The sequence below is a fragment of the Bradyrhizobium sp. BRP23 genome, assembly GCF_020194135.1.
In the GTDB taxonomy this organism is placed as follows: Bacteria; Pseudomonadota; Alphaproteobacteria; order Rhizobiales; family Xanthobacteraceae; genus Bradyrhizobium; species Bradyrhizobium yuanmingense.
Genome location: NZ_JADYVW010000002.1, coordinates 586,158 through 612,763 on the forward strand (window position 1 = coordinate 586,158; position 26,606 = coordinate 612,763).

Consider the following 26,606-nt stretch of genomic DNA (forward strand, 5'->3'; position numbering starts at 1 on the left):
GCGACTCCAGCTTGCGCTTATACAGACCTGTCGCTGACCTGCAATTGATGTCGTCGACTCGCCGACGGCAGCCTGCGCTGCGGCTGAACAGCATCCCAGCCAACGATCATTCTCCGAACAGCTGATCGGCCTTGAGTTGTGAAGCGTGCCAGGCGCGGATCGCGAGCGCGCTCTGAAAGTCTCGTCTCAGGGGCGGACCAATTTCCAAGATGGCGTTCTGGCCGCCGGGACCAATAGCGTTGGAATGACGGCCGTGAGCCGTTCGTGTGCCCCACTCGAAGCCCACCCAACGGCCTGGCGTCGCCGTACTGTTCGGCAAAAGGCTAGGACTTACGGCAAATGGGCACATTTGCACGTCAAATTCGCGATTTTAGATATGGTTAAACCGGATTAAATCTCTTTCTTTATTCTATTCGTTGTATTTTAATGACTTCACTCGGTCTCGGCTATATGCCGAAGGACATAGACGGCCGGGTCGAGGCAGAGTCCATGTTAGACACGTCTGCGAAAGAGCGGATACTCAAGCCCGTCCGGCTTGTGATCGTAGATCGACAGCCGATCGTTCTACGGGGGCTAGAGTCGATACTCGGGGCACAGCCGGACTTCGACGTCATCGCGTCGTGCAGCGACGGGACAAGCTGCATCCAAGCGATGCGGAATTTGACACCCGACGTTGCACTTCTTGCTGACACCCTGCCAGATCTAACGGCATCCGAGATCCTCGTCATTGCGAAAGCTGATCGGCTGCCCACGCGTCTGGTGTTCTTTACAGATTCCGACACGGACCACGATCTAACCTTGGCCATCGCTGCTGGCGCGTGTGATGCAATCGCGAAGCATGTTGCACCGGACGCTGTGCTGCGATCGCTGCGACTGATGACGAAGCGTAGCTTTTTGGAGCAGTCCGATCTCTCGCCAACCGTCGAGAAAACCGACAGCAGCAAAATCGACAACCTACTGGAGCTATTGACGCCGCGCGAACGTCAAATTGTACGACTGGTGTCAGAAGGAATGTCGAACAAGGAGATCGCGCACCAGCTAAACGTTTCAGATGGAACCGTTAAAGTACACCTGCACAACATATTTCAGAAGCTTGAAATAACCAACAGGACGGTGCTCGCCACCCTCGCATTGCTACAACGCCCGTCCGGGTTCGGAATGCTCTCGCTGGCTCTCCTGGCGGTCGCCATTGCGGACGAACTCAAGGCGTCGGAGGCAAACGACATTCTTCCGCATGACGACAGCACCGGCCCCGCGGTGGAGTATGCCGAATATGAGCTCTGGAAGCGAGCTATCCTCCGTCACGCCATCGTCGCGGACTCCGACGAAAAGCCGTCGCTCACTCAGAGAGGCGTTTTTGTCGGGGCGAGCCAAATCTCGACCGCGGCCTCGGCAATGGAAGCGCCTCGCACCGCTGAGCAATCCGCAGGCTCGAAATCGTGGAAGGACTACAGTTCTGTTGGATCAAGCACGCCCGGTTTGGCCACACCTTCCCTGCGAGGAATGAACGACGCGAAGATTGGAGGTGACTCCACCGAGGAACATCTATTCTCGCGGCTGACATCCAATCCGACTTTGATTCACGGAGGGTATGGTACTTTCGCCACTCTCACCGGTGCGTTGATCTACACACTCAGCGATCCCCATTTGGCATTGCCGTCGCATGACCCGGCCAAAGCGCCGCTCGACAGCTTCGTGGACGTTACCGGATACAATGCGGCCACCAAACTGGCTGCGATCACCAATGCCGACGATCATCATGTAGATGATTCAGTCCCGGGTTTCCTTGCGCAGGCTTCTCGCCTGCCTTCCGCGTTTGTGGTCGTTGAAAACGAAAGCGCCGCCGGAGAAGGCACTCGGGGCCACTCGAGTGATGGTACCGTAGGGGAGACTCTCCAAAAACTTGCCGGCCTCGTGCACTTCAGTCACGATGCCGGTAGTAGCGGATATAGCCACGATCAGCTGATGGGCGGCAACGTCGCTGAAAACGTTGTTCATCGCGACCCGACCGATTCCAGTTCTACCTCTTCCGACTCTGTCTTCAACTTCGCGTCTGGGCCGAGCAGGATCAATCTTGCGGCTTTCGGAGCCCTTGCCAGGCTTCATATGACAGCAGCAAGCAAGTCCATACCGCCACACACCGTCGCTTGGATCTTCAACTCCACAACCAATGAAACGATCGTCTATGTGAATGCGACCGATCATGTTCTGGAGATCGGAGACCGCGACCTGTTGGAAATCCATCTGCCGGGAATTGTATCCATCGCAGAATCGGATTTTGTCGGCCAGCCGACAGCCGCGGCGGCCGCTCTCACGTTGGAGCAGCTCGAAGAAGCGCTGACATCCGTGATTGCAATCGAAGCTATTCTGAGTACCGACAGTGCCCATGCAAGTATCGGGACGAGAGAGAGCACATTCGGGACCGCTGGAGTTTGGGACAGTCTGGCTGATGCCGGCTTGAGGACTGAATTCGCGCCGGTCCGCACAACGGAAGAGAGCGTGGATGGGACCGAGGGGTCGGCTCGCATATCACCGATCGTGCTTGCTCATGCTGCAGCGGTAACGGAAGTTGAAAGTCTTACATTGAAGAGTCAGGGGAACGATGCAGGCACCGGCCCCAGCATCGCAGCGGCCGGTAGCGCGGGCGGCAGTAACTCACAGCATGTTCTGGAGCCATGGCCTGCAAAGGAAACAGGTGCGGAGCAGACGGACGGTGGCTTCATACCTGGGAGTGATGTCGGTGATGAGAACGAGCATCAATCCCCGGCTTCGGACCCTTCGGGAAGGTCAGGGAAGACGGCAGAAACAGGCAGCGCGGAACATGGCAAGCCGGTGCATTCAACCTCTAAAAACGCATCGGAAGCAGCCGATTTTGGTGAATCGAGCCTCGCGACAGCGCACAGGGACGACTGCGAAGGGCCGCAGCACGCTCCCGAGCAAATGTCTGCAATGGCCGGCGCCAGAGATACGGCCGACGTGAAGTCCATACCGGGCAATCGCGCTGGCAAGGACAACGCGCATGATTCACCGGCTTCGGACTATTGGTCAGGGCCAGCAAAAGCGGCCGAACCAGGCGGCCGGGACCACAGCAACTCGCACGCGTCGGAGCGAGGGTCGGCAAAGGCAGCCACGGAGACGGCCGAAGCGAAGTCCATGCCGGACAATCGCGCCGGGAAGGACAACGCGCATGATCCACCGGCTTCGGACCGTTCGTCAGGGTCAGCGAGAACGGCCGAACCAGGCGGCCTGGACCACAGCAACTCGCACGCGTCGGAGCAAGGGTCGGCAAAGGCGGCCACGGAGACGGCCGAAGCGAAGTCCGTACCGGGCAATCGCGCCGGCAAGGACAACGCGCATGATTCACTCGCTTCGGACGATTCGTCCGGGCCAGCGAAAACGGTCGAACCAGGCGGCCTGGGCGCCAGCAACTCGCACGCGTCGGAGCGAGGGTCGGCAAAGGCGGCCACGGAGACGGCCGACGCGAAGTCCGTATCGGGCAATAGCGCCGGCAAGGACAACGCTCATGATTCACTGGCATCGGACGATTGGTCAGGGCCAGCAGCAGCGGCCGAACCAGGCGGTCTGGACGACAGCAACTCGCACGCGTCGGAGCGAGGGTCGGCAAAGGCGGCCACAGAGACGGCCGAAGTGAAGTCCATGCCGGGCAATCGCGCCGGCAAGGACAACGCGCATGATCCACTGGCTTCGGACGATTCGTCAGGGCCATCAAAAGCGGCCGAACCAGGCGGTCTGGACGACAGCAACTCGCGCGCGTCGGAGCGAGGGTCGGCAACGGCGGCCACCGAGACGGCCGAAGCAAAGGCGACACCGGGCAATGGCCTCGGCAATGACAACGAGCATCATTCCTGGACTCCAGCCTATACGCGCGAGTCAGCGAAGATGGCAGAGCCCAGCGGCGTGGAGCAGAGTAACAAATGGGAGCATTCGACCTCTGCTCACGGCCCGAAGGCTGACGAAAGTGTTGCAACGGCGGAGCCGGAGCCTGTAAAGGCGACAACCACGGAGTTGGCTGAAACTGTCTTCATGTCCGAGATGAGTGTCGGCGATGGCGACAATCATCGTGCATCGAACGCAAGCGCGTCGGCAGCAGTGGCCACGACAAAACTGGCTGACCTGCAGCATAGCAATTCAGGATACAATTCACACTCGGCCTCCGCAAAGGCATCAGCAGCAGCCGAGATCGCCGAATCGAGCGCCACAAAAGGCGATAGTGCAGGGAACGGAAACTCGCAGCACGCTACGCAACCTGCTGCAATCGCATCGGTGGCCGCACAGCCGGCTAAAGCTGCGTTCGAGACCGGCGGCGCCGATCAAGATCGAGTGTTCCGCTTCGACAGCGACGCAACTCCTTTCACTCCCATCGTCAGGATTGAACCTAGAGAGGTCCACATTCCGCTCGATCCACGCGCCAAGCCCGATCAGGCGGCCACCCTCGATATCCTCGTCAAAATCCTACCCAACGCACTGGACGATCCCGCGGCCAACCATGGCAATAACGGACCCCATCACGCCCCTGTAGCTGCGCATCATGACCTGCTGATTTGAAATGTTGCATTGTCTCGCGAGCAGGACGCAGGGCCGATGTTGAACAGCCTGCTCCGTATACTGGTCGGTTGATATGCGCCCCTTATGCATTGATAGTCCTCGATAACTCATTGAAATCGCAGTAAATGCGACCGCCCTCCGAGCGCACCACCTTCATTTTCATAGCTTTTCTGGGCGGGGTTCGCGCTGCACGCCGCGATTCGGAACCAAAGCCCTCGCCCCGCATTCGCAACTGGTCGCCGAATGCGCTTGAAGGTGGAGGACGATGAGGGACGCTATGTCCGATGTTGCCGAGATCCGCGGCGCCGTTCACCTGTGCATCGACATGCAGAACATTTTCGCCCCCGATGGCCTTTGGGCGACGCCCTGGATGGAGCGGGTGCTGCCGACGGTCGTCTCGGTCGTTGCGCGCCACGCGGAGAGAACGATCTTCACACGCTTCATCACCCCGCAGGATCCGGAGGACCGCCCGGGGCAATGGCAGAGTTATTTCCGCCGCTGGCGCCAGGCGACGCGCAGGCATCTGCCGTCATCGGCTCTGGAGCTCGTGCCGGCCTTGGCACGTTTCGTTCCGCCGGCGGCGATGATCGACAAGTCGGCCTATTCCGCGTTCAGCAATCCCGGTCTTGCGCGCCTGCTGGTCGAGAAGAACGTCGGCACCGTCGTGATATCGGGCGCGGAGACGGACGTCTGCGTGCTCTCGACGGTCCTGAGCGCCGTCGATCTCGGCTTCAGGATCGTCCTTGTCGAGGACGCGCTGTGCAGCTCGTCCGACGTCGGCCACGACGCGCTCATGACGATGTACCGCACCCGTTTCCACGGCCAGGTCGACCTGGTGACAGCGGAAGAGCTGGCCGAGGTCTGGCGGGAGTAGGGTCCGACGTCATTTGAGCCGCGCAAGGTCCTCGCGCCCACGAGGCGGATCAAGCGACCGCGACGTCGGCCGCCACCGGTCTCGCATGCGGCGGCCGAGCATCGTCCGCGCCGGACCGCATGCTCAGGTAGGTTGGGTCGAAGCCGGCGAGCCGGACCAGGCCCGGCCAGTCCGTGATGGTCAAGGTCTTGCCCTGCCATTGCAGCAAATGGCAGCGGCGCAGCTCCTGGATGGTGCGGTTGGCATGGACCGGGGAGATGCTGCAGGCTGCGGCGAGGTCGGACTGGGTGAAGGGCGAGGACAACCTGAAATCCCGGGCAAGCCCGACGGTTTGCAGCCGCACCGTGATCTCGCAGAGCAGGTGCGCCACACGTGTCAACGCGTCCCGGCTGCCGAGGTTCACCGTCCAGTTGCGCTGGATGGCGTGATCGGCAAGCAGCATCAACAGCAAGGCGTGCGACATTGCCGGAGATCGCACCGCGAGCTCGCGAAAGAAGCGGTGCGGCACGAGCGCGACGATTGCGGAACCGAGCGCGGTCAGGTTGCCCTCGATGCGCGGGCGATACAGGCTTTGCAGGTTGGCGATGTCGCCGGGCACGCAGATCGCGGTGATCTGGCCATCTGCGCTTTCGTCATTCTGCCAGGACAGATATCCCTGGAGCACCAGGCAGCATTGCGTTGCCTCATCACCGTGCCGCAGGATGGTCTGATGCGCGCCGAAATGCGCGATGCTGCTCGGCATGTCCGCAAGCAGATCGAGATGTTCCGGGGTCAGTTCGACGAGGCTCGTCAGGCGGTCGGCCAGCCTCGAGAAAGCAAATCCTGCCTGCATTTGATCTCCGACGGCCCCCGTCGGCCCAAGTGTGGCCGATAATGACGGCGGAAAGCATTAACGTTTGATAGGTTCGTCTGGAGTATCGGCGAGGCAGCAGGCCGCTTGCCGATACAAGATCCTCACGTTCAATTGACGTTGTCGCCGAGCATGTTGCGGACGCCTGTGGTCACGGCGGCGAGGCCGCGCGTGCCGTGCATCAGCGCGATCTCGCCCTGCTGCTCGTGGCGGATGGCATGCGCCATGATGCGCAGACGAGGGTCGCCGCGGCTGTGCCACATCTGGTCGGCCATCCTGACCGCACCGCGGTGATGCCGGCTCATCGCCTCGACGAACAGCGTGTCGAACTGGTCCGGCGGCGCGGTCTTGACCTGGCGCATCTCGGCCGGCGTCAGGAAGCCCGGCATCGCCGCCCGCTCCTCGGTGCTGCAATCGGGCATCTCCGTGTCGAACCAGCTCAGCCACCAATTCTCGAATATGCGGTTCTCTCCGGTCTGGCTCGCGACCATCAGCATTGCGAGCTTGCGCAGATGCGGATCCTGCGCGCGCTCGGCAGCCGTCCGCGCCAGCTCGATGCCCTGGGCATGATGCGTTGTCATGTGACGGATGTAGGCCTGGTCTTGATCCCTGTCGCGGCCCATCCACGGCGGCTCGTAACCATGACCGCCGAACAATGCGACCGCCCCAAGTAGCGCAATCACGGCCAGCGCGCCGGTGATCCACATATTCGTGAACCGCACGTCGCTGTCAGGCGCAGTCCCGCGCCTCCAGCGCAGGCGCGCGAACAGGGGATACATCACGGCGGAGGAGCCATGCACCAGCAGCCCGATCCAGTAGGGTTGTTGCAGCGTGAACAGCGGCTGCCAGAATGGAAACAGCGGCACCAGCACGAACCATTCCATGCCTGAAGAGAACGCGGCCCAGGGCAGCGCCAGCAGCAGGATCGTCATCGGCCGCAAGTCGGCCGTCCAGCGTCCGAGCACGCCGAAGAAAACCAATGCCCAGGAAAAATCGGCCCATTGGTGAAAGGCGATCCCGGCCAGGATCGCGCTCCAGGATGGCTCGGAGCTGATCGCCCAGTCGCGCGCAGGAATCGCGGCAACCGTCATCCAATCGACCGCCGCATCGCGGCCGATTCGGGCAGCGAAGAGTTGGCTGACGATGGTCGAAAAGGTGCTGCTGATCAGGCCGAGTGCGGCCGCGGCAATCCAGCGCGAACGCCGCCGCTCGCCGGTGGTGCGCCGCGCCCCACTCGTGAGTGCTGGTCGCGGCTCGGCGTTCACGTCAGCTGCTTGAGCTTCTTCAGCGGATTGAGTTCGCTCGGCTTGTCCTGTTCGTCGCGCCCACGCTCGGCTTGCGCCTTGCCGTCATCGTGCAGATCCTGGTCGCCGATGATCTCGCCGACGGCCTGCTTGGTCTTGCCGGCGATCCGCTGCTGCAGACCTTTGGTCTTGCCCATGAGCTGCCTCCGATATGTCCTGCCGTGGCTCACGCCGCTACCCCGGCGCCCTGAAGGGGGCGTGGGCGCCGGGGCTGCGGTCTTGCAAATTGCCCCCGGCGGCGGGGGGAGACGCCGGAAGCGTTGATCAGACTCTTCGCGACGCGGATGGTTCCTCCTGACGTCACCGAGGTTCGAGTGCGATGATCACGCCTTCGTTGCCCCGGAGCAGGATGGACGCATCCGGCACGGGCTCGGGCGGCCGATCCAGATGCGTCGACATCAAGAGACGGCCGCGACCTTGCCAATGGAATTTCCGCGGTTCGGCCGCGAGATTGAGCGCGACCAGAATTTCGTTACGGCCTGCCGTCCGTTTAAAGGCCAGGACATCGTTCTGCGAGCGCAGCGGCTCGTAGCCGCCCCGTTGCAGGCCGGCATGCTCGCGCCGCAGCGCCATCAGCGCGCGAAACAGAGCGAGGATCGAGCGCTCGTCGCGCTGCTGTGCGGCGACATTGGCCGCACCATCGGGCGGCTCGAGCGGCAGCCATGGGCGGCCCGTCGTGAAGCCGCCATCGGGGCTGTCATCCCACCGCATCGGTGCGCGTTCGGGATCGCGGCACAGGCCGTAGCCGGGCACGAGCTTCTCGAAGGGATCGCGGACGCGGCCCTGCGGAATCGGCACGCGCTTGCGGCCGATCTCGTCGCCCATGAAGAAGAACGGCGTTCCCCGCAGCGTCATCAGCAGCATCGCCAGCACGCGCATCTGCGCCTCGCCGATCTTGCTCGCGATCCGCTGCTTGTCGTGGCCGCCGATGACCCAGACCGGCCAGCCATCGTCAGGGATGGCGTTGAGATAGGCGTCGACCGTGGCCTGCAGCGAGAGGGCGTCCCATTTGGAATCGAGCAGGGCGAAATTGAGCGGCAGATGCAGGCGCGGCCGGTCGTTGCCGTAGAAGTGGCCGATGCGGTCGGTCTTGCCCTGGACCTCGCCGCACAACATCCGTCCGGGATAGGCGTCGATCACCTCGCGGATGAACTCGATGCAATCCATCGTCTCAGGCCGATCGTCGGTGAACACCGTCGTGTGCCGCTGCGGCGGCGGCTTGCCCTCGGCTTGCGGATTCGCCGGATTGTCGCGCAACAGCCGGTCCTTGATCAGGACCGCACTGGCGTCGACGCGAAAGCCGTCGACGCCGCGGTCGAGCCAGAACCGCATGGAATCGGCGATCGCGGCGCGCACTTGCGGGTTGCGCCAGTTCAGGTCGGGCTGCTCCACCAGGAAGGAATGATAGTAATATTGTCGGCGCGCCTCGCACCATTCCCAGCCGCTGCCGCCGAACCGGCTCAGCCAGTTGTTGGGCGGCCCGCCGTTCTCGGCCGGATCGGCCCAGATGTACCAGTCGGCTTTCGCGCTGTTGCGCGAGCTTGCGCTCTCGACGAACCAAGCGTGATCGTTCGCGGTGTGATTGGGAACGAGGTCGAGGACGAGCCGGATGCCCGCACCGTGCAGCGCCTCGAGCAGGCGATCGAATTCCTCGAGGCTGCCGAAGGCGGGATCGATCGAACAATAGTCGGATATGTCGTAGCCGAGGTCGCGGAAGGGGCTTTTGTAGATCGGCGTCAGCCACACCGCATCGACGCCGAGCCATTTCAAATAGTCGATGCGCGACATCAATCCGGCAAGGTCGCCCTTGCCGTCGCCGTTCGAGTCCTGAAAGGAGATCAGCGCGATCTCGTAGACGACGGCGGATTCCCACCACGCAGCTTCGTCACGGGACTCGTCGCTCATCACCTTGCTTCACCTCGTTTTGCCCAGCGTGCGCTGCGATCTGTCTCGCCGCAGTGCGGACGCTCTCGATGCCCTTGGGAAATCCGCTGCGGTTCGGATAGAGCTTGCGCCGTGCATCGCGCGGCGGGCGGCGCGGCTTGGTGTCCTGCGCGGCGCGGTAGTCGAGCACGGCGATGCCGCCGACCATCAGCAATGCCAGCGCGATATTGCCCTTCTTGGGATTGTCCGCCGTCAGCCCGGACAGCAGCGCGGCGGCATCGAGGCCGTCGCCGCCGACGCGGGCCCACAGGCCGGCGTTTTTCTCGACAGAGAGCGTCATGATCCCGGCCATGATTTCGCGCACGCCGAAGGCGCGGACCAGCGTCTCATGGCCTTCCATGCCCAGCGTGTGCGTGACGCGCCGCGGCGCGAACAATTCGACGACGCCGAGGCCGATGCTGAACCAGCCGAGTGCGCGCGCGAGCTGGTCCGCCGGCTGCTTCAGGCTCGGTCCGCCCTCGACGATCTTGGGGTCGCCCTTGGTGCGCACGATGTTGGAGAAATGAAACATGGCTAGCTCCTTCAGGGCTTCAGCACGACCTTGACGCAGGAATCGCGCTTGTCGCGAAACACCTGGTACATCTCCGGTCCCTGGGCGAGCGGGACGGTGTGGGTGATGACGAAGGACGGGTCGATCTCGCCCTCTTCGATGCGGCGGAGCAGGTCGTCGGTCCAGCGGTTGACGTGGGTCTGGCCGGTCCGCATCGTCAGGCCCTTGTTCATGAAGGCGCCCATCGGGAGCATGTCGGACAGGCCGCTGTACACGCCGGCCACCGAGATGATGCCGCCGGGACGGCAGACATAGATCATCTCCCGCAGCACGTGGGGCCGGTCGCTCTCGGCCATCACCATCTGCTTGGCGCGGTCGAGCAGGGTGTCGGGCAGCGATGGCATCACATGAGATTCCATGCCGACGCAGTCGATGCATTTTTCCGGACCCTTGCCGTCGGTCAGCTCCTGGAGCCGCTCCACCACGCTCTCGGTCTCGAAGTTGATCGTGGTGGCGCCGCCGGCCTCGGCCATGCTGAGCCGCTCGGGCAGGCAGTCGATCGCGATCACCTGGTTGGCGCCGAGCAGGATGGCGCTGCGGATCGCCATCTGCCCGACCGGGCCACAGCCCCAGATCGCGACCGTATCGGTCGGCTCGATGTCGCATTGCGCGGCGGCCTGCCAGCCGGTCGGGAAGATGTCGCTGAGGAACAGCAATTGCTCATCCGGGATGCCGGCCGGAACCTTGATGTGGGTGGCGTCGGCAAAGGGCACGCGGAGATATTCGGCCTGGCCGCCGGGATAGCCGCCGGTCAGATGCGTGTAGCCGAACAGGCCCGCCGTCGTGTGTCCGAACACCTTGTCGGCCAGATGACGCTTGCGGTTCGTGGTCTCGCACACCGAGAAATTGCCGCGCTTGCACTGGTCGCATTCGCCGCAAATGATCGTGAACGGCACGACGATGCGGTCGCCCTTCTTCAGCTTGCCGTCGACGCCCGAGCCGACCTCGACCACTTCGCCCATGGTCTCGTGGCCCATGATGTCGCCGGGCAGCATGCCCGGGATGAAATTGTGAAAGAGGTGCAGGTCGGAGCCGCAGATGGCGCAGCTCGTCACCTTGATGATGGCATCACGCGGATCCTGGACCTCCGGGTCGGTGACGGTGTCGCACCGGATGTCCTCCTTGCCGTGCCAGACCAGCGCCTTCATCGTCCGTCCTCCCGGTTGAGCCACGTGCCATCTAAGTCCAGGCACGAACGATGGTTGCTATCGCCGCGCGCAAATTCTTCGCACTGCGCAAATAGGAACGAGGGAGCAGGGCGGCGATTGAGCGTGATCACCTCAATTCCAAGGATGTGCGCATGCCCGCCAATCAACTCGCCGTCGTCACAGGCGCCTCAACCGGTATCGGTCTGGAACTCGCCAGGTGCTGCGCGCAGGCGGGGTTCAACCTCGTCGTCGCGGCCGACGAGTCCCAGATCGAGCAGGTGGCCGTCGATCTCCGGCGGCTCGGCGGCAGCGTGGAGCCGGTCGAGACCGATCTTGCGACCACCGAGGGCGTCGACAAGCTGTGCGCGGCGGTCGGCGACCGGCCGATTGACGCGTTGCTCGCCAACGCCGGCATCGGCCTCGGCAAGGCGTTCCTCGACCAGGACTTTGCCAGGGTGAAACACCTCATCGACACCAACATCACCGGCACGCTGTATCTGATCCACCGCGTCGGCAATGAGATGCTTCGCCGCAATGCCGGCCGCATCCTCATCACCGGCTCGATCGCCGGCTTCATGCCGGGCAGTTTCCAGGCCGCCTACAACGCCAGCAAGGCGTTCCTCGATTCATTCTCATTTGCGCTGCGCGAGGAGCTGCGCGACAGCGGCGTCACCGTGACCTGCCTGATGCCGGGGGCGACCGAGACCGAGTTCTTCCGCCGCGCCGACATGATGGACACCAAGGTCGGCACCGACAAGAAGGACGGCGCCTACGATGTTGCCAAGGCCGGCTTCGATGCGATGCTGCGCGGTGAGGCCGATATAGTCACCGGGCTGAAGAACAAGATCCAGACCACGGTCGCGAACGTCACGCCGAACGAGATGCTGGCCAAGCAGCACCGCAAGATGGCGGAGCCCGGTACCGCAAGGTCTTAGAGCGACGCGCGCGCAATGTTGCGAAGCGCGCGAACCCTCTGCGAAGAGAAAGCAGACCCCCGATTCACATAGCCTAATGCGCCGCGGCCCTCAAACCGTCAAATTGTACGGGCTGAACCAAGAGGGGGGCTGCTCTGGCGATGGATCGCATCGAACAGGCCTTTATCGCGACTGCCGTTACGGGTTTTCTCGTGATGATGGTTGCGATCGTCTGGATGATGATGAGCTGAAGGTGGGGAGCTTGCCGTATTGCGCATCGCGCTACCTTACGCCGCAGTTATCCTGTGCCTGGCGGTGACCGCGTGGCTTGCTTTCGCGCATCTATTTTGATCGTCGCCCGGCTGCGAGCTTTCAACCGCTTTTGCTAGACCGGCTGTTCGGCGATGAGTCCGGTGAGCTTCCGTGCCATCGCCGCAAGATCGATCGGCTTTTCCAGGAGCGGCACGTCCTGAAATTCCGGACTGAGCGTGATCTTGTCGTATCCGGTGGTGAAAAGGAAGGGCACGTTCCGCGCTCTCAGCTCGCGGGCGATCGGAAAGATCATTTCGCTGCGGATGTTCACGTCGAGCACGGCGGCGTCCAGGACGGTGCCGTCGTGCAGGATCTTGAGCGCGTCTTCGAGATCGCCGACGGGACCGGCGATCTCGGCGCCCAGCGCGCGGAATGTCTTGCCGATGTCATCGGCGAGAAAATACTCGTCCTCGACCACGAAGATGCGGCGCCCCTTGAGCTCTGCGCGCTGATGCGACGATGTCGCCATGCTGTCTCGGCCTCCAAACGCATAGGAACATAAGCCGGCGATCCGCCTTGGTGCAAACTGCAAACGATGCAATTGGAGGCGGGTTCCATGGGCAACCGCGACATCATTGTCATCGGGGGCTCGGCCGGGGCGACCGCTCCATTGAAGCAGATTCTGGGCCGTCTGCCCGCGGATTTGCCGGCCGCCGTCTTCGTCGTGCTGCACATTCCGGCGCAGGGCATCGGCATCCTCTCCACCGTGGTCGGCAGTGCCGGTCCACTTCCGGTGCGGCAGGCCGAGAACGGCATGAAGATCGAGCCCGGCCAGATCTACCTGGGTGCGCCGGACCATCATCTTCTCGTCACGGAGGACCGCATCTTCCTCGGCCGCGGCCCGCGCGAGAACATGGTGCGGCCGGCGATCGATGCGTTGTTCCGCTCCGCCGCGCTCTATCACGGGCCGCGCGTCATCGGCGTGCTCCTGAGCGGCCTGTTGTCGGACGGCGCTTCCGGCCTCAACGCCATCAAACGCTGCGGCGGGATGGCCGTGGTGCAAGACCCCGCGGACGCGATCTCGGACGAGATGCCACGGCGCGCCATGGAGGCGACCACGGTCGATCTCTGCGTTCCCGGCGCCACCATGGGCGACGTGCTCTCCGAGCTCGTCAGGGAGCAGGCCGGCGCCGCGCTGCCGATTCCGCCCGAGATCAGGCTCGAGGTCGAGATCGCGGCCGGTGAGCGGATCGGAAGCGACAATCTCGCCGCCATGGCTGACCCTGTCGCCCTGACCTGTCCATCCTGCGGCGGGGTGCTCTCGGAGGTCAAGAATGCCCGCCCGATGCGTTTCCGCTGCCAGGTCGGCCACGGCTTCACCGCCGATGCGCTCGCCAAGGAGCAGGAGGGGCGCGTCGACGAAGCCTTGCGCGTGGCATTGCGGATTATCGAGGAGCGGGCGGAGCTGGTGCAGCGCATGGCCGCCGACGGCCGGCGCAGCGGCCGGGCTGCCGTCGCCGAGATGTACGAGGCTCGGGCGTTCGAATACCGCGAATATGCCGACATGATCCGACGCGTCGTGCTAAAGTCGCTGGATCCTTCCGTAGGCAAACGGGAGGCGTAAGGCGCCGCCATGGCCATCCCCCTTGCCCAACGCGTCGCGCAGCTCGATGCCGAGCGACGCCTCCTAGTGAAGGCGGAGCGGGATATCGAGGAAGGCTGGCTGCGGGTCCGCAATCAGGAGGACCGGGTGCGCGAACTCATGGCGGGCGGTCATGACACGTGTCAGGCGGAGCGGCTGGTCGACCTGCTCAAGCAGACGCTGGTCGAATGGGAGCGCCACCGCACCCTGATCGAGCAGCGCGTCGCCTTTCTCCAGCACGAGGTCAATCCGGAAGCGTAGGGCGCGCGACGCCCATCTCTCAAGCTGCGCTGTGCGACGCAGCGCAGCAGCAGGCGGCCCACTCGCGCTTGTCCCCTCAATCGGGCTAGCTGGGTCAAAGAGATGCCCGGGACATTTTTGCCTTTGATGTGTTGGGATAATATTGAATTCTGCTATGTGCAGGACGGGGCGCCCATCGGGTTCCCGCCAGCCAGTGAGCCACCAGAGCCATGACCGAAGTCAGCGACCAGCCGGTCGATGCACAGCGCCAGAGCAGGACCCCGCTGATCATAGGGGTCGGCGCCTCGCCGGGCGCGCTGGACAGCATCGAGCGCTTCTTCGCCAAGATGGCGGTCGCGACCGATCAGGCCATCGTGTTGGCGCTTCAGCACCACGAAGCATTCGACGAGCCGCGGCTGCGCGAGATCGTGCAGAATTCCAACGGCAGCAAGGTGGTCGAGATTGCCGACGGCCGCCCGGTCGAAGGCGGCACGATCTATCTGTGTCCACCGGCCATGATCACCACCATCCAGGGGGACCGCTTCGCAATCCGCAAGGCCGAGCAGGCGCCCGGCGAGCGCGCCACGATCGACAGCTTCCTGGTCTCGTTGGCCGAGGAGCGCGCCGAGCAATCCATCGGCGTCATTCTTGCCGGCACCGGCGGTGACGGCACGCTCGGCACGGCGACACTGAAGGATCACGGCGGCCTCGCCATTGCCGAAAAGCTAGCGAGCGAGGATGAGGCTGAGCAACTGCGCAACGGCAACACGCCCGCCGCCATCGCCGACTATGTGCTGCCGCCCGAGGACATCCCCGAGCACATCCAAGTCTATGCCCGTCATCTCAGGCGTCTGGAGGAGAAGCAGGGCTTCGACGAGGTCCTCGCCGCGGCCGCCAGTTCGCTGTCGCGCATCGCCGACATCCTGCGAAACAAGACCGGCAACGATTTCCACGGCTACAAGCAGAACACGTTCCTGCGCCGTGTGCAGCGGCGCATGCAGGTGGTCCGGATCGACGACATTGCCGCCTATGTGGATTTCCTTCGCAACGACAAGGACGAGGCCCAGTATCTCTTCAACGACCTCCTGATCGGCGTCACCGAATTCTTCCGCGACAAGCGCGAGTTCGAGGTGCTGGAGATGCAGATCATCCCGAAGATTTTCGAGGGCAAGGGCGCAGGCCAGCAGATCCGGGTTTGGGTGCTCGGCTGCGCCACCGGCGAGGAGGCCTACTCGATCGGCATTCTCCTGCGCGAGCACATGGCACGGATGGATTCCGTGCCGCAGGTGCAGATCTTCGCCACCGACATCGATGGTCGGGCGCTGGCGACCGCCCGCGTCGGCCGCTATCGCACCAATATCGAGACGGACATGACCAGCGAGCGGCTGGCGCGCTGGTTCGTGCGCGAGGGCGATACCTATTGCGTGGTGAAGGAGCTGCGCGAGATGTGCATCTTCTCGCAGCACAACGTCATCAAGGATGCGCCGTTCTCGAAGCTCGACCTCGTCTCCTGCCGCAATCTGCTGATCTATCTCAACGCCGAGCTGCAGAACCGGGTGATTCCGCTGTTCCATTTCGCGCTGCTGCCGGAGCGGTATCTGTTCCTCGGCAATTCCGAGAACGTGACCCGGCATCCGAAGCTGTTCGCGCCGGTCGACCGCCGCGCCCGGATCTTCAAGAAGCTCGAGACCGGGACGCGGCTGCCGCCGGAATTTCCGATCACGACCGCGGCGGGCAGGGTGCCGGTCGAGGTGCCGGCGATGCGCTCGTTCGGCCCCGACGTGGGCCTGGAGCGGCGCGCGCAGCGCATCGCGGAGCGCTATGCCCCGGCCTATGTCATCACCGACGAGAATTTCCAGGTTCTACATTTCTCCGGGCGCACCGGCCGCTACATCGAGCCGACGGCGGGCGCCGCCACGCTCGACCTGCTGCAGCTCGTGCACCGCGATCTGCGGCTGGAATTGCGCACCGCGCTCAGCCGCGCCTCCGATAGCAACGAGCCGGTTCATGCCGATCAGGTGCAGCTTGGCGCCAACGGTCACCGCGTCCTCGTCGACATCACGGTCGAGCCGATCCAGGAGGGCGCCGGCGGCCACCGCAATTTCGTCGTCCTGTTCAAGGACGGCCCTGCGCGAACCATCGAATCCGACCAGGCCAATCCCAACGTGCTGGTGCGCACCGAGCACGTCGAGCGCCTCGAGAATGATCTGCGCGCCACGCGCGAGCGCCTCCAGGCGACCATCGAGGAGCTCGAGAGCACCAACGAGGAGCTGAAATCGTCGAACGAGGAATATCAATCGCTGAACGAGGAGCTGCAGTCGGCCAACGAGGAGCTCGAGACCTCGCGCGAGGAGCTGCAGTCGGTCAACGAAGAGCTGACCACCGTCAACGGTGAGCTGGCACACCGCGTTCAGGAGCTGACGCGTGCCACCAGCGACCTCAAGAATTTCCTCGAAAGCACGCAGATCGCCACGGTCTTCCTCGACAACGATCTGCGCGTGATGAACTTCACGCCCGCCATCACCCAGCTGCTGCATCTGGTCGAGACCGATACGGGCCGGCCGATCAGCCATATCAAGGCGCGCATTCCGATCGAGGAGCTTTACGACGACATCCGCCGCGTTCTGCGCACGCTCGCCAGCGTCGAGCGCGAGCTGAGCGCGCCGGACAGCGGCACGCGTTACATCGTGCGCATCCTGCCATATCGCAGCGTCGACAATTTCATCGCCGGTGTCGTCATCACCTTCATCGACGTGACCGCCATCACCCGTGCCGAGGAGCGGCAGCGCCTGCTGCTCGCCGAGCTCCAGCACCGGGTTCGCAACACCCTCGGCGTGGTGCGCTCGATTGCCCGCCGCTCGGCGGAAACGAGCTCGACCGTGGAGGAATACGCCTCCCATCTCGACGGCCGTCTCAACGCCTTCGCCCGTACCCAGGCGCTGGTGACGCGCGATCCCGAAGGCGGCGTCGATCTGGAATATCTCGTGGTCGAGGAGCTGCTCGCCTATAATGCCAGGGAAGGCGAGCAGATGCGGGTCTCGGGCCCCAACATCCGCTTCCAGCCCAAGGCTGCCGAAACCTTCGCACTCGCCATTCACGAGCTCGCGACCAATGCGCTCAAATACGGCGCCTTGAGTCAGCCGAGTGGGCGCATCGAGGTGACCTGGCGCGTCGATGAGAGCACCGATCCGGCGGAGCTGGTGTTCGAGTGGCGCGAGCGCGGCGGGCCGCGCGTGACGGCAAGGCCGCGAAAAGGATTCGGGACCGAGCTTCTGGAGCGTACGCTGGCGTTCGAGCTGAAGGGGCAGACCACGATGACATTCAACCCGGCGGGGTTGCAATGCACCATCACCATCCCCCTGACCAAGCGTGCCTTCCACACACCGGTGGTGGCCGTCTGATGCCGTTGTCGACAGCCGATCGGAGCGTGCTGGAGCCGGCCATTCGCCGGCTCAGCGCGCTGCGGCCGTTGTCGAGCGAGGCTCGCGCGTCGCTGGAATACGCCATGCTCGAGGGCCTCCAGCGTGCCGGATCCGGCGAAGATCTGATCACTGAGGGTGATCGCGTCGACGGCGTCCGAATCCTGTTGTCGGGCTGGCTCGGCCGCTACAAGACGCTGGAGGACGGCAGGCGCCAGATCGTCAATTTCATCTTCCCGGGCGAAAGCTGCGATGCGCACGCTTACCTGCTTTCGGAGATGGACCATTCGATCGTGGCGCTGACGCCCGTGGTCTATGCCGAGATCAAGCGCGCGCGATTCGAAGGTCTCCTCGCCAACAACCCCACGCTGTCGGAAGCCTTCTGGTGCGAGACGTTGCTCAACAGCGCGATCCAGCGAGAATGGGCGATCAATCTCGGCCGCCGGGTCGCGCTGGAGCGCGTGGCGCATCTGTTCTGCGAAATCGTCGAGCGGCTGCGCCCGGTGGGAATGGTCGACGGCAATTCCTGCCTCATGCCCGTGACGCAAACGGATCTCGCCGATGCCACCGGACTTTCCGTCGTTCACCTCAATCGGACGCTCCAGGAGCTGCGCGCGGCGGGGCTGATCGTGCTGCGCGAGCGGACGCTGACCATCCCGGACCTCGATGCGCTCAAGAACGCGGCGCTGTATTCGCCGAGCTATCTGCGGCTCTACCGCGAGACTGAAGCTATCAGGTGACGCCGTTCCGCCGCGGCGCGGGCTGGTTTTGCCCGTGACGCGCGGTCGCGATCATGCGGGTGTATGCCGCTGCCGGTCCTGCGCATCATCATCGTTCTCACTTGGAAACGGCTCGTGAGTTTGCCGGCCGAGAAACGTATCCGGGAGGGGTAGCTCCAGCGCTGCTCGTGCCTCGCGGATCGTCTTGCGAACCTCCTCGACGTGCTTCTCGTCCGACTGCAACGGATGGTGAATCTGCTTGGTCATCAAGCGCTCCCTAATCAGCAGGCGGGAGCACCATCGGTCTCTCAGCCACCAGCGCCTACGGGCAGAGCCTCAGCCGGTGATAATGTCACCGTACACCCGCTGTGTCGTTTCAGCTAAGGAATTCGGCGATCTGCTCGTTAAAACCCCTCCCGGGCCACGGGTGGCGGTTGAGAGCGTTCCGGCGCGGTTGTGATCGCTTGATCCAGGTTAATCGGCGACGCTTTTTGAGCCGTTGGCACGGTTTGAGTAACTTATGCAAGTGCGCGCTTGCGAGCTCTGTTGCATGATGCCTGATGCCAGAGACCCTGTTTGCCCGCGCCACGCGCGCTATCGAAGAGAGCCGAGCCCTCCGGGAGCAGCACAGACAAGTCGCGGGACGCTACGGCGACGCGGTGAACGATTTGCGCCTCGCCATCATGGACAGCGCCATGCTTCGCTCCGAGATCAGGGCTCGCCGCGACAACGAAGAATCCTAACTCCGGTCTTTTCGCCGAAACAGGCAACCGTTCCCTTTCTGGAACGTTAGATCGTTGGCCAGGCTGTGTAGCCTGGCATCAACACCCGTCGGAACGCAACGGCGCGCTCGACCTCATGCACCAGGAGGACGCCTCATGAGGACGCGACATCGGTTCAAGCAAGTCGACACTCTGGAAGCGCGGCTCGCCGCCGAGGCGGAGCGGCTACGCGAACAGGCCAGCTTGCTTCCGCCCGGCGCGGCGCGCGACGAAGTCCTGCGCAAGGCGCGTCAGGCGGAAACTGGGTCTCAGATGAGCGAGTGGCTGCGGTCGCCGGGCCTGCAGCCGCCAAGTTAGCCCGGCGCGATGCGCGTCGTCAGCGCCGCTTCGCGGCCTTGCTTCGCCGATTGTACGGGGAGCGGTTGACCGGCCGCAGCGATATTCCTTCGCGTTGCGCCTTGCTGCGAATGGCCGTGACGGGGCGCTGCAGCTTGATGCTCATCACGCCGGTCGGCGTGTTGCCTTTCGCAAGCTGCTTCAGCTTGTTCACATCCGCCGCTGTCCACGGCTCGCGCGCGCGGCGCTTGTAGGCGGGATTTGCCTTGCGCGGTCCTTTGCGGCCGATCGGCGACCCCGGGCGTTTCAATGCTGCTTTTGCCATGATGATCCTCCTTCAGGTCGTCCTTGAACATACGAATCAGCATTTCGGTTCCGGCGCAGTCCGGATCGATCGGTCCTGCGGTTGTGATTTGCGCAAAATCTCGCAGCGTTAACTTATTGAAATGCCGGAACCGGCTGTTGCGACGGAAGCTACAATCGTTGCCGGGCCGAGCCGCCTCGACCGGCAAGCGACTTGAGTGACAAGAGAGCCTGGGCCCCGGCGCCCGATCCCCCGCCGGGGCCGATTTCCTTTCAACCGAATTGTCCACGAAAGTTCAAAAGTACAAATGACCGCCAAACGTAACCGCAGGAAACAGACCCAAACGCTTCAGGAGCGGCTAGCCGCCTTTGCCGAAAGCGCCCGCGAGCGGGCACGCGACCTGCCGCCGGGCAGGGAACGCGAGATGCTGCTGCGTCGCGCCAAGCAGAACGAAGTGACCTCGAACCTCACGGATTGGCTCAGCGCACCCGTCGCTTCAAGGCGAGGACACCCATAGTGGCAAGTATCAAGCACTACCGCGCGTTCCAGATCGATCCGGACGGGCACGTGTTCGGATGCATCAACCTCGTCTGCGACGACGACGAGCAGGCCAAGCGCGAAGCCGCCTCGCTCGTCCTGGTGCATCGAATCGAGCTGTGGCGGCTCGATCAACGGATCGCCAAATTCGATGCGCCGCAGGAGCTTGTTCGCCAGTAGGGCTTGGGAACTGCGCGCTGGGCGCCGGGTTGGGTCGGAGGGATTCGACTTCGCCAGGAGCGAGCATGACGGACGCCGACATTCGCAAGGGGATGCCGCCCGTCAAGCTGTCGCGTGAGGAGTTCGAGCGGCGCTACAAGCGTCAGTTCGTCGATCCCGCCTTTGCTCCGCTTGGGCGCGAGCTCGATGCCATCATCGCTGCGGCCTGGGACGCCTACAGCCATTCGCGCAAGGCACCGTTGACGCGGAAGGCCGGCGCAGGCTTTTCCGACCCTGACTACAATCTTGCCGTCGACTGGCTCGATGCGCGCTCAAAAATCCTGGAGGCGCAGCGTCGCCACGACGATGCCGACGAGACGCCGCGCATCCTGATCATCAACGGCTCGGCCCGCAGCGAGCACACCTGTCCCGGCGAGATGTCCAAGACCTGGCGGCTGGTCAAGCTGGCCGAGCCCGTCTTCATCGAGATGGGATTTGCCGTCGACATCCTCGATCTGTCGCGCCTCGCTTCGGAATTCGGCAAAACCATTCATCCCTGCAAGTCCTGCGTCGGCACCGCCATGCCGCTGTGCCACTGGCCGTGCAGCTGCTATCCGAACTACTCGCTGGGCCAGACCCACGACTGGATGAACGAGATCTATCCGCTCTGGGTTGCCGCCCACGGCATCCTGATCGTGGCACCCGTGAACTGGTATCACGTGCCCGCCGGTCTCAAGGCGATGATGGACCGCATGGTCTGCGCCGACGGCGGCAATCCCGATCCGACCTCGACCCACGGCAAGAACGCCGCGGAAGCCAAGGCGATCGAGCTGAAGGGCTGGCCCTATCCGCGCCATCTCGCCGGCCGCCATTTCGGCCTCGTCGTTCACGGCGATGCGGTCGGCGCCGAGGGCGTGCGCCGGGCCTTGTCCGACTGGCTGACCGACATGCAGCTGATCTCGGCAGGGCGCTACGCCGAGCTCGACGGTTATGTCGGCTACGACGAGCCATACGCCACATCCCATCGCGAGCTCGACGAGGACCGCGAATTCCAGCAGGAAGTGCAGAATGCGGCGCGCGCGCTCGGCAACGCCGTCCGGCTCGCGCGAAGCGGGCGCCTCGATGAGCCCGGCGCCGGTCTTGCGGACCCGAACCCCAAATGACCGGCGCGCCACCCCTTGAATGCCTGATCGTCGGAGGCGGGCCGGCGGGACTGATGGCCGCGATCTATCTGGCGCGCTTCCGCCGCCGCGTCTGCGTCGTGGACGCCGGCGCGAGCCGGGCGGCCCTGATCCCGCGCAGCCACAATGTCCCCGGCTTCGTCCACGGCCTGTCCGGCGCGGAGCTGATCGAGCGGATGTCGGCCCAGCTGAACGACCTCGCCGTCACACGCGTGGAGGCCGAGGTCACGGCGTTGCAGCGTCACGAACACGGTTTTGAAGCGAGCTGGAATGGCCGCGGGCATTCGGCCGCCACAGTCATTCTCGCCTGCGGGATCGTCGATACCCATCCGCCGTTCGCGGAGTGGCGCGCGGCGGTCGCGGACGGACTCTTGCGCTATTGCCCGATCTGCGACGCCTTCGAGGCCACCGGCCGCCGCATTGGCGTCGTCGGGCCGCTGGATCGTGCCGCCGCAAAGGCGCTCTTCCTGCGTGGCTATGCGCGCGACGTGACGCTGCTTGCGACCGGCGCGGACGACGCGAAGGCCGCAACGTCGGAGCTGTCCGAGGCGGGCGTCGGAATCGTGTTCGCGCCCGAGCTGCGCCTGGCGCGGCGAGGCGGCGGCGTTGAAGCGGATTTCGCCGACGGACGTACCGCGCAATTCGACATCGTCTATCCTGCGATGGGCGCGGAGGTCCGCTCCCAGCTCGCGATGGCGCTGGGCGCCGACCACACTGCGGACGGTCATTTGAAGGTCGACGATCACCAGCGCACGTCGATCGCCAGGCTCTACGGAATCGGCGACGTCGTCACCGACCTGCACCAGATCTCGGTCGCGTTCGGCCACGCGGCCATCGCGGCCTGCACGATCCACAACAGCCTGCCGCCGCGATTTGCGTGATGGGACGGCGGTGAGCCTCACAATCGACTGGAACCGGGAACGAAGCGCGTTGCCCCGCTTTGGTCGAGCGGAGCGGGGCGCGCAACTGGAGACAACCGATGGCTCAATCCGAAGACATGACCCGCTGCATCGCGCTTTGCATGAGCTGCTACCAGACATGTCTCGGCACGGCGATGAACCATTGCCTCGAGACCGGCGGCAAGCATGTTGAGCCGAAGCATTTCCGCCTGATGATGGCCTGCGCCGAGATCTGCCGGACCGCCGCGCACTTCATGCTGATCAACACGCCGCATCATAAGCACACCTGCGGTGAGTGCGCCGAAATCTGCACCGAATGTGCCGAGGATTGCGCCCGGATCGGCGGCATGGACGAATGCGTCGCGACGTGCCGCTCCTGCGCCCAATCCTGCCGCGCGATGGCGGCTTGAGGAGGTGCCTATGCTGGAAGAGAAACTCAAGGAAGCGATCGTCGGCGAATTGCAGCGTCAGGCCGCCGACCGGCCGCAATCGCTGAAGGTGCAGGGCGCGGGAGACGCAGCGGCCTCGGAGGAGCTGACCGTCAACGGCAAGATCGACCTCGGCGCGCTTGTCATGGTGATCGCAGGATCGGTCGCCGGCGGGCCTTGAGCTCGATCGTCGACCGCGGCCTCAGCCATACTCCTCGCCGATGCCGTATTCCCGGTAGATCTGCAGCGGGTCGAGCTCGGGAAACAGACGGCATTTGGCCTGCGCAAGATGCAGGCTCACCGCTGCCGGCTCCTTGCCGTTCGCGAGCAGCTTGCGGATGTCCTCCATATGCGCGTTCGGCTGGTGCTTCGGTTCGAGCTGCTCCAGCGCGACCAGGGCGGTCGCGAGTGCCTCGGTCAGAACCCAGTCGTCGTGGCCCGTGATTCCCTTCTTCGACATCGGAAGAACCCCACATCTGGTGGCGGTCACAGTTTACCGCGCCTTCGGCCAAATCGCCATTGAGCCGTTGCGGGCCCCTCGCGCGCGAGGCCATGGGCCATGCTCCAGCTTGCCTTATGGCCGCGTCAGGCTAAAAGGCGGCTAGTTGCGGGGGCGGCAGTATCCTTGTTGAAACAAACTTGGCGTAGACGGGCCGTATCCAGGCTCGCCGTTCCGGTCTGGGTCCCGATCCCGCACGTCGCAACACCATAGGGTTGCGACCCCCTCAAGGTTCGAGCCAGCATGGTTTTTCTCAGTTTCGTCTACCGCTTCCTCACCAATTTCGCCTTCATGGCGGTGGTCTACTTCAGCTTGAACTTCATGGAAAAGTATCCGAACCGGGCGATCCTGGCGATCCTGGTGCTGGTCTATGCCGCCATGCGCGCGGCCTCGACGCTGCGGGCGTTCTACTTCTTCCAGAAGATCGAGAAGCTGGAGGCCGAGACCAAGCGCCTTCAGGCTCCGATCAACGACGGTTCGGGCAGCACCACCGCGCGCAAGCAGGTGATCACCGACGTCGCGCGGCTGCGGCGGGACGGCGAGCTCAAGTCCTACATGGACCTGTTCTTCCTGGCGCTGATCGTGCTGCTCTGCGTCGCCGCCATCATGCGGCAATAGCAGCTAAAGCATGATCCGGAAAAGTGCGAAGCGGTTTTCCGAAAAGATCATGCATAAACAACAACCTAAAGCGCGATGATGATTCATCCTAATCTCATCGCGCTTTAGGCGCGTTTTTTCAGGCTGGCGACGCGGGTCGGACGGGGCGGCACGCCCTTGGAGGCCGCGCCATTGGCCGCGGCGCTCTTCGCCGCGGTACTCTTGGGTACGATGTCGACGGGCTGCGCAGCATGATCCGCTGCAGCCGGCGCCGCCTGGGCGGTACGCCGCCCATGCAGCTTGGCCGTCTTGCCCTTCGCGCCTCTGCCCTGTGCTGCCTTGTCCTTGGCCGGATGTGGCCTCTCGGCCGCCATGGCGAGCCGGGTCGCGGCGCGCCGCGATGAGGTCGTCGACATCAGCACCTCGACCGAGCCTTCCGGAATCGCGAACAGATCGCGACCCGGGACGGGCAGGGTGGATGCGAGGTCGATCTGGCCCTTGCTCCGGCGCGGCAGCAGCGATTGATGTTCGGGCTGCGCATTGAGGTCCGCGAGCGCGGGCGCCGGCAGCGTCCTGGTCTGCGTGAACACGAAATGCGGCACGCGCGGCCAGCGCGCGATCGGCGTCGTCTCGGTTGGCGGATGCAGCAGCCATTCGACCTGCGTGGTCGGCGTCGCCGGCCGCTCGGGACTGGCGGGCACCACATGCACGATGCGATAGCCGCGCGCCTTGAGGTCGCGGATGATCTTGGGCAGCGCCGCCACCGTGCGGGCCTGGATGTCGTGCAGCAACAGGATGCCCTTGCCCTTGGCCTCCAGCCGCTGGATCGCGAGCTGGTAGACGCGGTCGGACGAGACGTGCCGCCAATCGTCGGCCGGGAAGTCGGCGCTCCAGACCTGGAGGCCGCGCGAGATCAGATGGTTCTCGAGGCCCTCGGCGCGCATCAGCCCGGGAATGCGGAAGAACGGGGCGAGCTGCGACGGATCGGTCATCGCGGCTGCGGTCCATTCGATGCCGCCATTGATCTCCGCCTCGGCCTTCTCGATCGGCATCCGGTCGAAGGTCAGCGGATGGTCCATGCTGTGCGTGCCGACGGTATGGCCCGCCGCGACCAGCTTGCGCACGCCTTCCGGATTGGCCTTGGCCTGGTTGCCGACGATGAAGAAGGTCGCCTTGATGCATTCGTCGGCGAGGATCTTGAGCACCTGGTTCGAATATTTCGGGATCGGACCATCGTCGAAGGTCAGGACGACCTCATGGTCCTTCAGCGGCAGCGTCTCGCGGTACTGCATGGTGCCGATCAGCGGATGTTCGCGCGGATCGACAACGAGGGTGCGGGAGGTGCCGAGGGCGTCGGGGTGGCCGGGACACTCGGCTGCGAGCGCGGCCGGCGAACCGGCGGTGAGCATTCCCAGACAGAGGACGATCCACGATCGCGTCCGCAAAACAACGCTACTTCCGATCATGAACCTCGTCTGCCCCCATGCAATTTGGCGCCCTAGATAGGTCGGAGATGGCTCAAAACGGTTCAGCCGCAGCCGCTCTCATCTTCACGGGGTAGCATGAACAGAGTGTTAATTGGCCCCAAATCACCCCATTTTGCCCGGGCGTGACATTCCGGCATCAGCGCGTATCGGCGCTCTTCTGTGATGTGCCCGCCGGGACGATGTGGACCACCCGATAGTCGTTCTCCCTCAGATACCGTAGAAACGCCGGCATCATTGCGGCCGTGCGCGCCTTGTTGTCGTGGAAGAGGATGATGCCCTTTCCGCTCGCGGCCAGACGCTCGGTGACGAGCTTCAATTGCTGCTCCGGCGTCAACTCCTCCCAGTCGCTGGCCCATAAATCGGCCCCGAACACAATGATGCCGCGCGACTGGAGCAGGTCGAGCTGCGCTTGGGTCGACTCGAAATAGGGAAAACGGAAGAACGGCGTCGAGGGTGTCGTCGTCGAGACTCCGTGTAGCGCCATTTCGTCTGCGGCAATGCCCCGGTCGATGTCGGCCATGGCCTTCTCGAACGGAATACGCCCCATGTACGGATGCGAGTAGGAGTGATGCCCGACGGTGTGGCCCTCGCGGGCGATGCGCTTGACCATGTCCGGGTGCTCGGAGGCGTGCTGGCCGATCAGGAAAAAGGTCGCGCGCACGCATTCCTGTGCCAGCGCCGCCAGCACTTTCGACGTCGTCGGCGGGTTCGGCCCGTCGTCGAAGGTCAGCACGACCTCGCGATCGGCCAGCGGCAGCGTCTGCGGAAAGCTCTTCAGGCCCACGCGCGGATAGGTCTTGGGATCGACGCTGAGGACGCGCGAGGTGCCGAGCGCGTCCTTGCGCGGGCACTCGGCGGCCTCCGTCTCGGCGGCGCCGATGACGGTCGCGGCATTGCCGATGACGGTTGCGACAAGCGCGCCCGCCATGGTCGAGGTCCACCTTAGTCGCAGCATCTTTGCCATTGCGCTCGGCTTTGCCTTGTGGGTATTGCCTGAAGCCTCAGCTCACACCACCGGTTCCAACCTGTCAAACG

27 protein-coding genes are annotated in these 26,606 nt (G+C 64.0%); 15 read left to right on the forward strand and 12 right to left on the reverse strand.

Going from position 1 to position 26,606, the window contains the following annotated elements; all coding sequences use genetic code 11:
• Positions 1-489: 489 nt before the first annotated feature.
• Both I6F24_RS07180 and I6F24_RS07185 read left to right on the forward strand, forming a co-directional pair.
• Positions 490-4,566, forward strand: coding sequence for a LuxR C-terminal-related transcriptional regulator (locus I6F24_RS07180; RefSeq protein WP_225152392.1), 4,077 nt, complete (start codon positions 490-492; stop codon positions 4,564-4,566).
• Between the two features lie 265 nt (positions 4,567-4,831).
• Positions 4,832-5,440 carry a cysteine hydrolase gene (locus I6F24_RS07185; RefSeq protein WP_225125030.1) on the forward strand — a complete coding sequence of 203 codons (609 nt, stop codon included), beginning with the start codon at positions 4,832-4,834 and terminating at the stop codon, positions 5,438-5,440.
• A 49-nt stretch (positions 5,441-5,489) separates the two neighbouring features.
• On the opposite strand, the gene I6F24_RS07190 is transcribed toward I6F24_RS07185, so the two are convergent.
• The 6 genes from I6F24_RS07190 to I6F24_RS07215 form a co-directional block, all read right to left on the reverse strand.
• Complete coding sequence (locus I6F24_RS07190) at positions 5,490-6,272, reverse strand: Crp/Fnr family transcriptional regulator (RefSeq protein WP_036013671.1); 783 nt, start codon at positions 6,270-6,272, stop codon at positions 5,490-5,492.
• A 128-nt stretch (positions 6,273-6,400) separates the two neighbouring features.
• Entirely contained in the window at positions 6,401-7,555 is a 1,155-nt protein-coding gene (locus tag I6F24_RS07195) for a DUF305 domain-containing protein (protein WP_225148772.1), read from the reverse strand.
• Positions 7,552-7,731 (reverse strand): hypothetical protein, encoded by a 180-nt coding sequence (locus I6F24_RS07200; RefSeq protein ID WP_027575113.1) that lies wholly within the window; start codon positions 7,729-7,731, stop codon positions 7,552-7,554. The genes I6F24_RS07195 and I6F24_RS07200 overlap by 4 nt, the downstream gene beginning before the upstream one ends.
• Before the next feature lie 163 nt (positions 7,732-7,894).
• Positions 7,895-9,499 (reverse strand): alpha-amylase family glycosyl hydrolase, encoded by a 1,605-nt coding sequence (locus I6F24_RS07205; RefSeq protein ID WP_225152394.1) that lies wholly within the window; start codon positions 9,497-9,499, stop codon positions 7,895-7,897.
• On the reverse strand, positions 9,480-10,049 hold the full coding sequence (locus I6F24_RS07210; protein WP_225152396.1) for a hypothetical protein: 570 nt from the start codon (positions 10,047-10,049) through the stop codon (positions 9,480-9,482). Before I6F24_RS07210 ends, I6F24_RS07205 begins: the two co-directional genes overlap by 20 nt.
• An 11-nt stretch (positions 10,050-10,060) precedes the next feature.
• Positions 10,061-11,236 carry a zinc-dependent alcohol dehydrogenase gene (locus I6F24_RS07215; protein ID WP_225152398.1) on the reverse strand — a complete coding sequence of 392 codons (1,176 nt, stop codon included), beginning with the start codon at positions 11,234-11,236 and terminating at the stop codon, positions 10,061-10,063.
• 152 nt (positions 11,237-11,388) lie between these two features.
• On the opposite strand from I6F24_RS07215, the gene I6F24_RS07220 reads away from it, so the two are divergent.
• On the forward strand, positions 11,389-12,171 hold the full coding sequence (locus I6F24_RS07220; RefSeq protein ID WP_225152400.1) for an SDR family NAD(P)-dependent oxidoreductase: 783 nt from the start codon (positions 11,389-11,391) through the stop codon (positions 12,169-12,171).
• Between the two features lie 364 nt (positions 12,172-12,535).
• Here I6F24_RS07220 and I6F24_RS07225 read toward each other — a convergent pair whose 3' ends face one another.
• Entirely contained in the window at positions 12,536-12,931 is a 396-nt protein-coding gene (locus I6F24_RS07225; RefSeq protein WP_225152402.1) for a response regulator, read from the reverse strand.
• An 87-nt stretch (positions 12,932-13,018) separates the two neighbouring features.
• On the opposite strand from I6F24_RS07225, the gene I6F24_RS07230 reads away from it, so the two are divergent.
• From I6F24_RS07230 to I6F24_RS07245, 4 genes are all read left to right on the forward strand, one after another.
• The gene (locus tag I6F24_RS07230) at positions 13,019-14,026 is read left to right on the forward strand and encodes a chemotaxis protein CheB (RefSeq protein ID WP_225125040.1); all 1,008 of its coding nucleotides are present in this window, start codon (positions 13,019-13,021) and stop codon (positions 14,024-14,026) included.
• 9 nt (positions 14,027-14,035) lie between these two features.
• Positions 14,036-14,305, forward strand: a complete 270-nt coding sequence (locus I6F24_RS07235; protein ID WP_225125042.1) for a hypothetical protein — start codon at positions 14,036-14,038, stop codon at positions 14,303-14,305.
• A gap of 209 nt (positions 14,306-14,514) precedes the next feature.
• On the forward strand, positions 14,515-17,685 hold the full coding sequence (locus I6F24_RS07240; protein ID WP_225152404.1) for a CheR family methyltransferase: 3,171 nt from the start codon (positions 14,515-14,517) through the stop codon (positions 17,683-17,685).
• A complete protein-coding gene (locus I6F24_RS07245; RefSeq protein WP_225152406.1) occupies positions 17,685-18,443 on the forward strand; it encodes a Crp/Fnr family transcriptional regulator in 759 nt (252 codons plus the stop codon). The genes I6F24_RS07240 and I6F24_RS07245 overlap by 1 nt, the downstream gene beginning before the upstream one ends.
• A 51-nt stretch (positions 18,444-18,494) precedes the next feature.
• Here the strand turns inward: I6F24_RS07245 and I6F24_RS07250 are convergent, their stop codons facing one another.
• Positions 18,495-18,689 (reverse strand): hypothetical protein, encoded by a 195-nt coding sequence (locus I6F24_RS07250; RefSeq protein WP_036013721.1) that lies wholly within the window; start codon positions 18,687-18,689, stop codon positions 18,495-18,497.
• Between the two features lie 611 nt (positions 18,690-19,300).
• On the opposite strand from I6F24_RS07250, the gene I6F24_RS07255 reads away from it, so the two are divergent.
• Positions 19,301-19,501, forward strand: coding sequence for a hypothetical protein (locus I6F24_RS07255; protein WP_036025636.1), 201 nt, complete (start codon positions 19,301-19,303; stop codon positions 19,499-19,501).
• 19 nt (positions 19,502-19,520) lie between these two features.
• Here I6F24_RS07255 and I6F24_RS07260 read toward each other — a convergent pair whose 3' ends face one another.
• On the reverse strand, positions 19,521-19,805 hold the full coding sequence (locus I6F24_RS07260; protein ID WP_225130075.1) for a hypothetical protein: 285 nt from the start codon (positions 19,803-19,805) through the stop codon (positions 19,521-19,523).
• Between the two features lie 286 nt (positions 19,806-20,091).
• Here I6F24_RS07260 and I6F24_RS07265 point away from each other — a divergent pair, with 286 nt between their 5' ends.
• The 6 genes from I6F24_RS07265 to I6F24_RS07290 all read left to right on the forward strand — a co-directional run bounded on the left by I6F24_RS07265 (position 20,092) and on the right by I6F24_RS07290 (position 23,169).
• Positions 20,092-20,301, forward strand: a complete 210-nt coding sequence (locus I6F24_RS07265; protein WP_128265356.1) for a hypothetical protein — start codon at positions 20,092-20,094, stop codon at positions 20,299-20,301.
• Positions 20,301-20,501, forward strand: coding sequence for a hypothetical protein (locus I6F24_RS07270; RefSeq protein ID WP_036013732.1), 201 nt, complete (start codon positions 20,301-20,303; stop codon positions 20,499-20,501). Before I6F24_RS07265 ends, I6F24_RS07270 begins: the two co-directional genes overlap by 1 nt.
• Before the next feature lie 65 nt (positions 20,502-20,566).
• Positions 20,567-21,643, forward strand: coding sequence for a flavodoxin family protein (locus I6F24_RS07275; RefSeq protein WP_036013734.1), 1,077 nt, complete (start codon positions 20,567-20,569; stop codon positions 21,641-21,643).
• Positions 21,640-22,542: an NAD(P)/FAD-dependent oxidoreductase gene (locus tag I6F24_RS07280; RefSeq protein ID WP_225152408.1), complete on the forward strand. Its 903-nt coding sequence runs from the start codon at positions 21,640-21,642 to the stop codon at positions 22,540-22,542. Before I6F24_RS07275 ends, I6F24_RS07280 begins: the two co-directional genes overlap by 4 nt.
• A gap of 98 nt (positions 22,543-22,640) precedes the next feature.
• Entirely contained in the window at positions 22,641-22,970 is a 330-nt protein-coding gene (locus I6F24_RS07285) for a four-helix bundle copper-binding protein (protein ID WP_036013740.1), read from the forward strand.
• A gap of 10 nt (positions 22,971-22,980) precedes the next feature.
• On the forward strand, positions 22,981-23,169 hold the full coding sequence (locus tag I6F24_RS07290) for a hypothetical protein (RefSeq protein WP_036013742.1): 189 nt from the start codon (positions 22,981-22,983) through the stop codon (positions 23,167-23,169).
• A gap of 21 nt (positions 23,170-23,190) precedes the next feature.
• Here I6F24_RS07290 and I6F24_RS07295 read toward each other — a convergent pair whose 3' ends face one another.
• Entirely contained in the window at positions 23,191-23,448 is a 258-nt protein-coding gene (locus tag I6F24_RS07295; protein WP_036013744.1) for a hypothetical protein, read from the reverse strand.
• A gap of 282 nt (positions 23,449-23,730) precedes the next feature.
• Between I6F24_RS07295 and I6F24_RS07300 the strand changes: the two genes are divergently transcribed.
• Complete coding sequence (locus I6F24_RS07300; RefSeq protein WP_036013747.1) at positions 23,731-24,105, forward strand: hypothetical protein; 375 nt, start codon at positions 23,731-23,733, stop codon at positions 24,103-24,105.
• A gap of 104 nt (positions 24,106-24,209) precedes the next feature.
• Here I6F24_RS07300 and I6F24_RS07305 read toward each other — a convergent pair whose 3' ends face one another.
• Together I6F24_RS07305 and I6F24_RS07310 are read right to left on the reverse strand one after the other, a co-directional pair.
• Positions 24,210-25,550 (reverse strand): polysaccharide deacetylase family protein, encoded by a 1,341-nt coding sequence (locus I6F24_RS07305; protein ID WP_225152409.1) that lies wholly within the window; start codon positions 25,548-25,550, stop codon positions 24,210-24,212.
• Between the two features lie 157 nt (positions 25,551-25,707).
• Positions 25,708-26,535, reverse strand: coding sequence for a polysaccharide deacetylase family protein (locus I6F24_RS07310; RefSeq protein ID WP_225152412.1), 828 nt, complete (start codon positions 26,533-26,535; stop codon positions 25,708-25,710).
• Positions 26,536-26,606: the final 71 nt, after the last annotated feature.

Bases quoted from the DNA above. Each gene is read 5' to 3' on its own strand.
- I6F24_RS07190 (WP_036013671.1), bottom strand. From the start codon at position 6,272: ATGCAGGCAGGATTTGCTTTCTCGAGGCTGGCCGACCGCCTGACGAGC.
- I6F24_RS07285 (WP_036013740.1), top strand. From the start codon at position 22,641: ATGGCTCAATCCGAAGACATGACCCGCTGCATCGCGCTTTGCATGAGC.
- I6F24_RS07255 (WP_036025636.1), top strand. From the start codon at position 19,301: ATGAGGACGCGACATCGGTTCAAGCAAGTCGACACTCTGGAAGCGCGG.
- I6F24_RS07230 (WP_225125040.1), top strand. From the start codon at position 13,019: ATGGGCAACCGCGACATCATTGTCATCGGGGGCTCGGCCGGGGCGACC.
- I6F24_RS07235 (WP_225125042.1), top strand. From the start codon at position 14,036: ATGGCCATCCCCCTTGCCCAACGCGTCGCGCAGCTCGATGCCGAGCGA.
- I6F24_RS07275 (WP_036013734.1), top strand. From the start codon at position 20,567: ATGACGGACGCCGACATTCGCAAGGGGATGCCGCCCGTCAAGCTGTCG.
- I6F24_RS07265 (WP_128265356.1), top strand. From the start codon at position 20,092: ATGACCGCCAAACGTAACCGCAGGAAACAGACCCAAACGCTTCAGGAG.
- I6F24_RS07300 (WP_036013747.1), top strand. From the start codon at position 23,731: ATGGTTTTTCTCAGTTTCGTCTACCGCTTCCTCACCAATTTCGCCTTC.
- I6F24_RS07305 (WP_225152409.1), bottom strand. From the start codon at position 25,550: ATGATCGGAAGTAGCGTTGTTTTGCGGACGCGATCGTGGATCGTCCTC.
- I6F24_RS07295 (WP_036013744.1), bottom strand. From the start codon at position 23,448: ATGTCGAAGAAGGGAATCACGGGCCACGACGACTGGGTTCTGACCGAG.
- I6F24_RS07180 (WP_225152392.1), top strand. From the start codon at position 490: ATGTTAGACACGTCTGCGAAAGAGCGGATACTCAAGCCCGTCCGGCTT.
- I6F24_RS07280 (WP_225152408.1), top strand. From the start codon at position 21,640: ATGACCGGCGCGCCACCCCTTGAATGCCTGATCGTCGGAGGCGGGCCG.
- I6F24_RS07310 (WP_225152412.1), bottom strand. From the start codon at position 26,535: ATGGCAAAGATGCTGCGACTAAGGTGGACCTCGACCATGGCGGGCGCG.
- I6F24_RS07260 (WP_225130075.1), bottom strand. From the start codon at position 19,805: ATGGCAAAAGCAGCATTGAAACGCCCGGGGTCGCCGATCGGCCGCAAA.
- I6F24_RS07250 (WP_036013721.1), bottom strand. From the start codon at position 18,689: ATGACCAAGCAGATTCACCATCCGTTGCAGTCGGACGAGAAGCACGTC.
- I6F24_RS07240 (WP_225152404.1), top strand. From the start codon at position 14,515: ATGACCGAAGTCAGCGACCAGCCGGTCGATGCACAGCGCCAGAGCAGG.
- I6F24_RS07200 (WP_027575113.1), bottom strand. From the start codon at position 7,731: ATGGGCAAGACCAAAGGTCTGCAGCAGCGGATCGCCGGCAAGACCAAG.
- I6F24_RS07290 (WP_036013742.1), top strand. From the start codon at position 22,981: ATGCTGGAAGAGAAACTCAAGGAAGCGATCGTCGGCGAATTGCAGCGT.
- I6F24_RS07225 (WP_225152402.1), bottom strand. From the start codon at position 12,931: ATGGCGACATCGTCGCATCAGCGCGCAGAGCTCAAGGGGCGCCGCATC.
- I6F24_RS07205 (WP_225152394.1), bottom strand. From the start codon at position 9,499: ATGAGCGACGAGTCCCGTGACGAAGCTGCGTGGTGGGAATCCGCCGTC.
- I6F24_RS07210 (WP_225152396.1), bottom strand. From the start codon at position 10,049: ATGTTTCATTTCTCCAACATCGTGCGCACCAAGGGCGACCCCAAGATC.
- I6F24_RS07220 (WP_225152400.1), top strand. From the start codon at position 11,389: ATGCCCGCCAATCAACTCGCCGTCGTCACAGGCGCCTCAACCGGTATC.
- I6F24_RS07185 (WP_225125030.1), top strand. From the start codon at position 4,832: ATGAGGGACGCTATGTCCGATGTTGCCGAGATCCGCGGCGCCGTTCAC.
- I6F24_RS07215 (WP_225152398.1), bottom strand. From the start codon at position 11,236: ATGAAGGCGCTGGTCTGGCACGGCAAGGAGGACATCCGGTGCGACACC.
- I6F24_RS07245 (WP_225152406.1), top strand. From the start codon at position 17,685: ATGCCGTTGTCGACAGCCGATCGGAGCGTGCTGGAGCCGGCCATTCGC.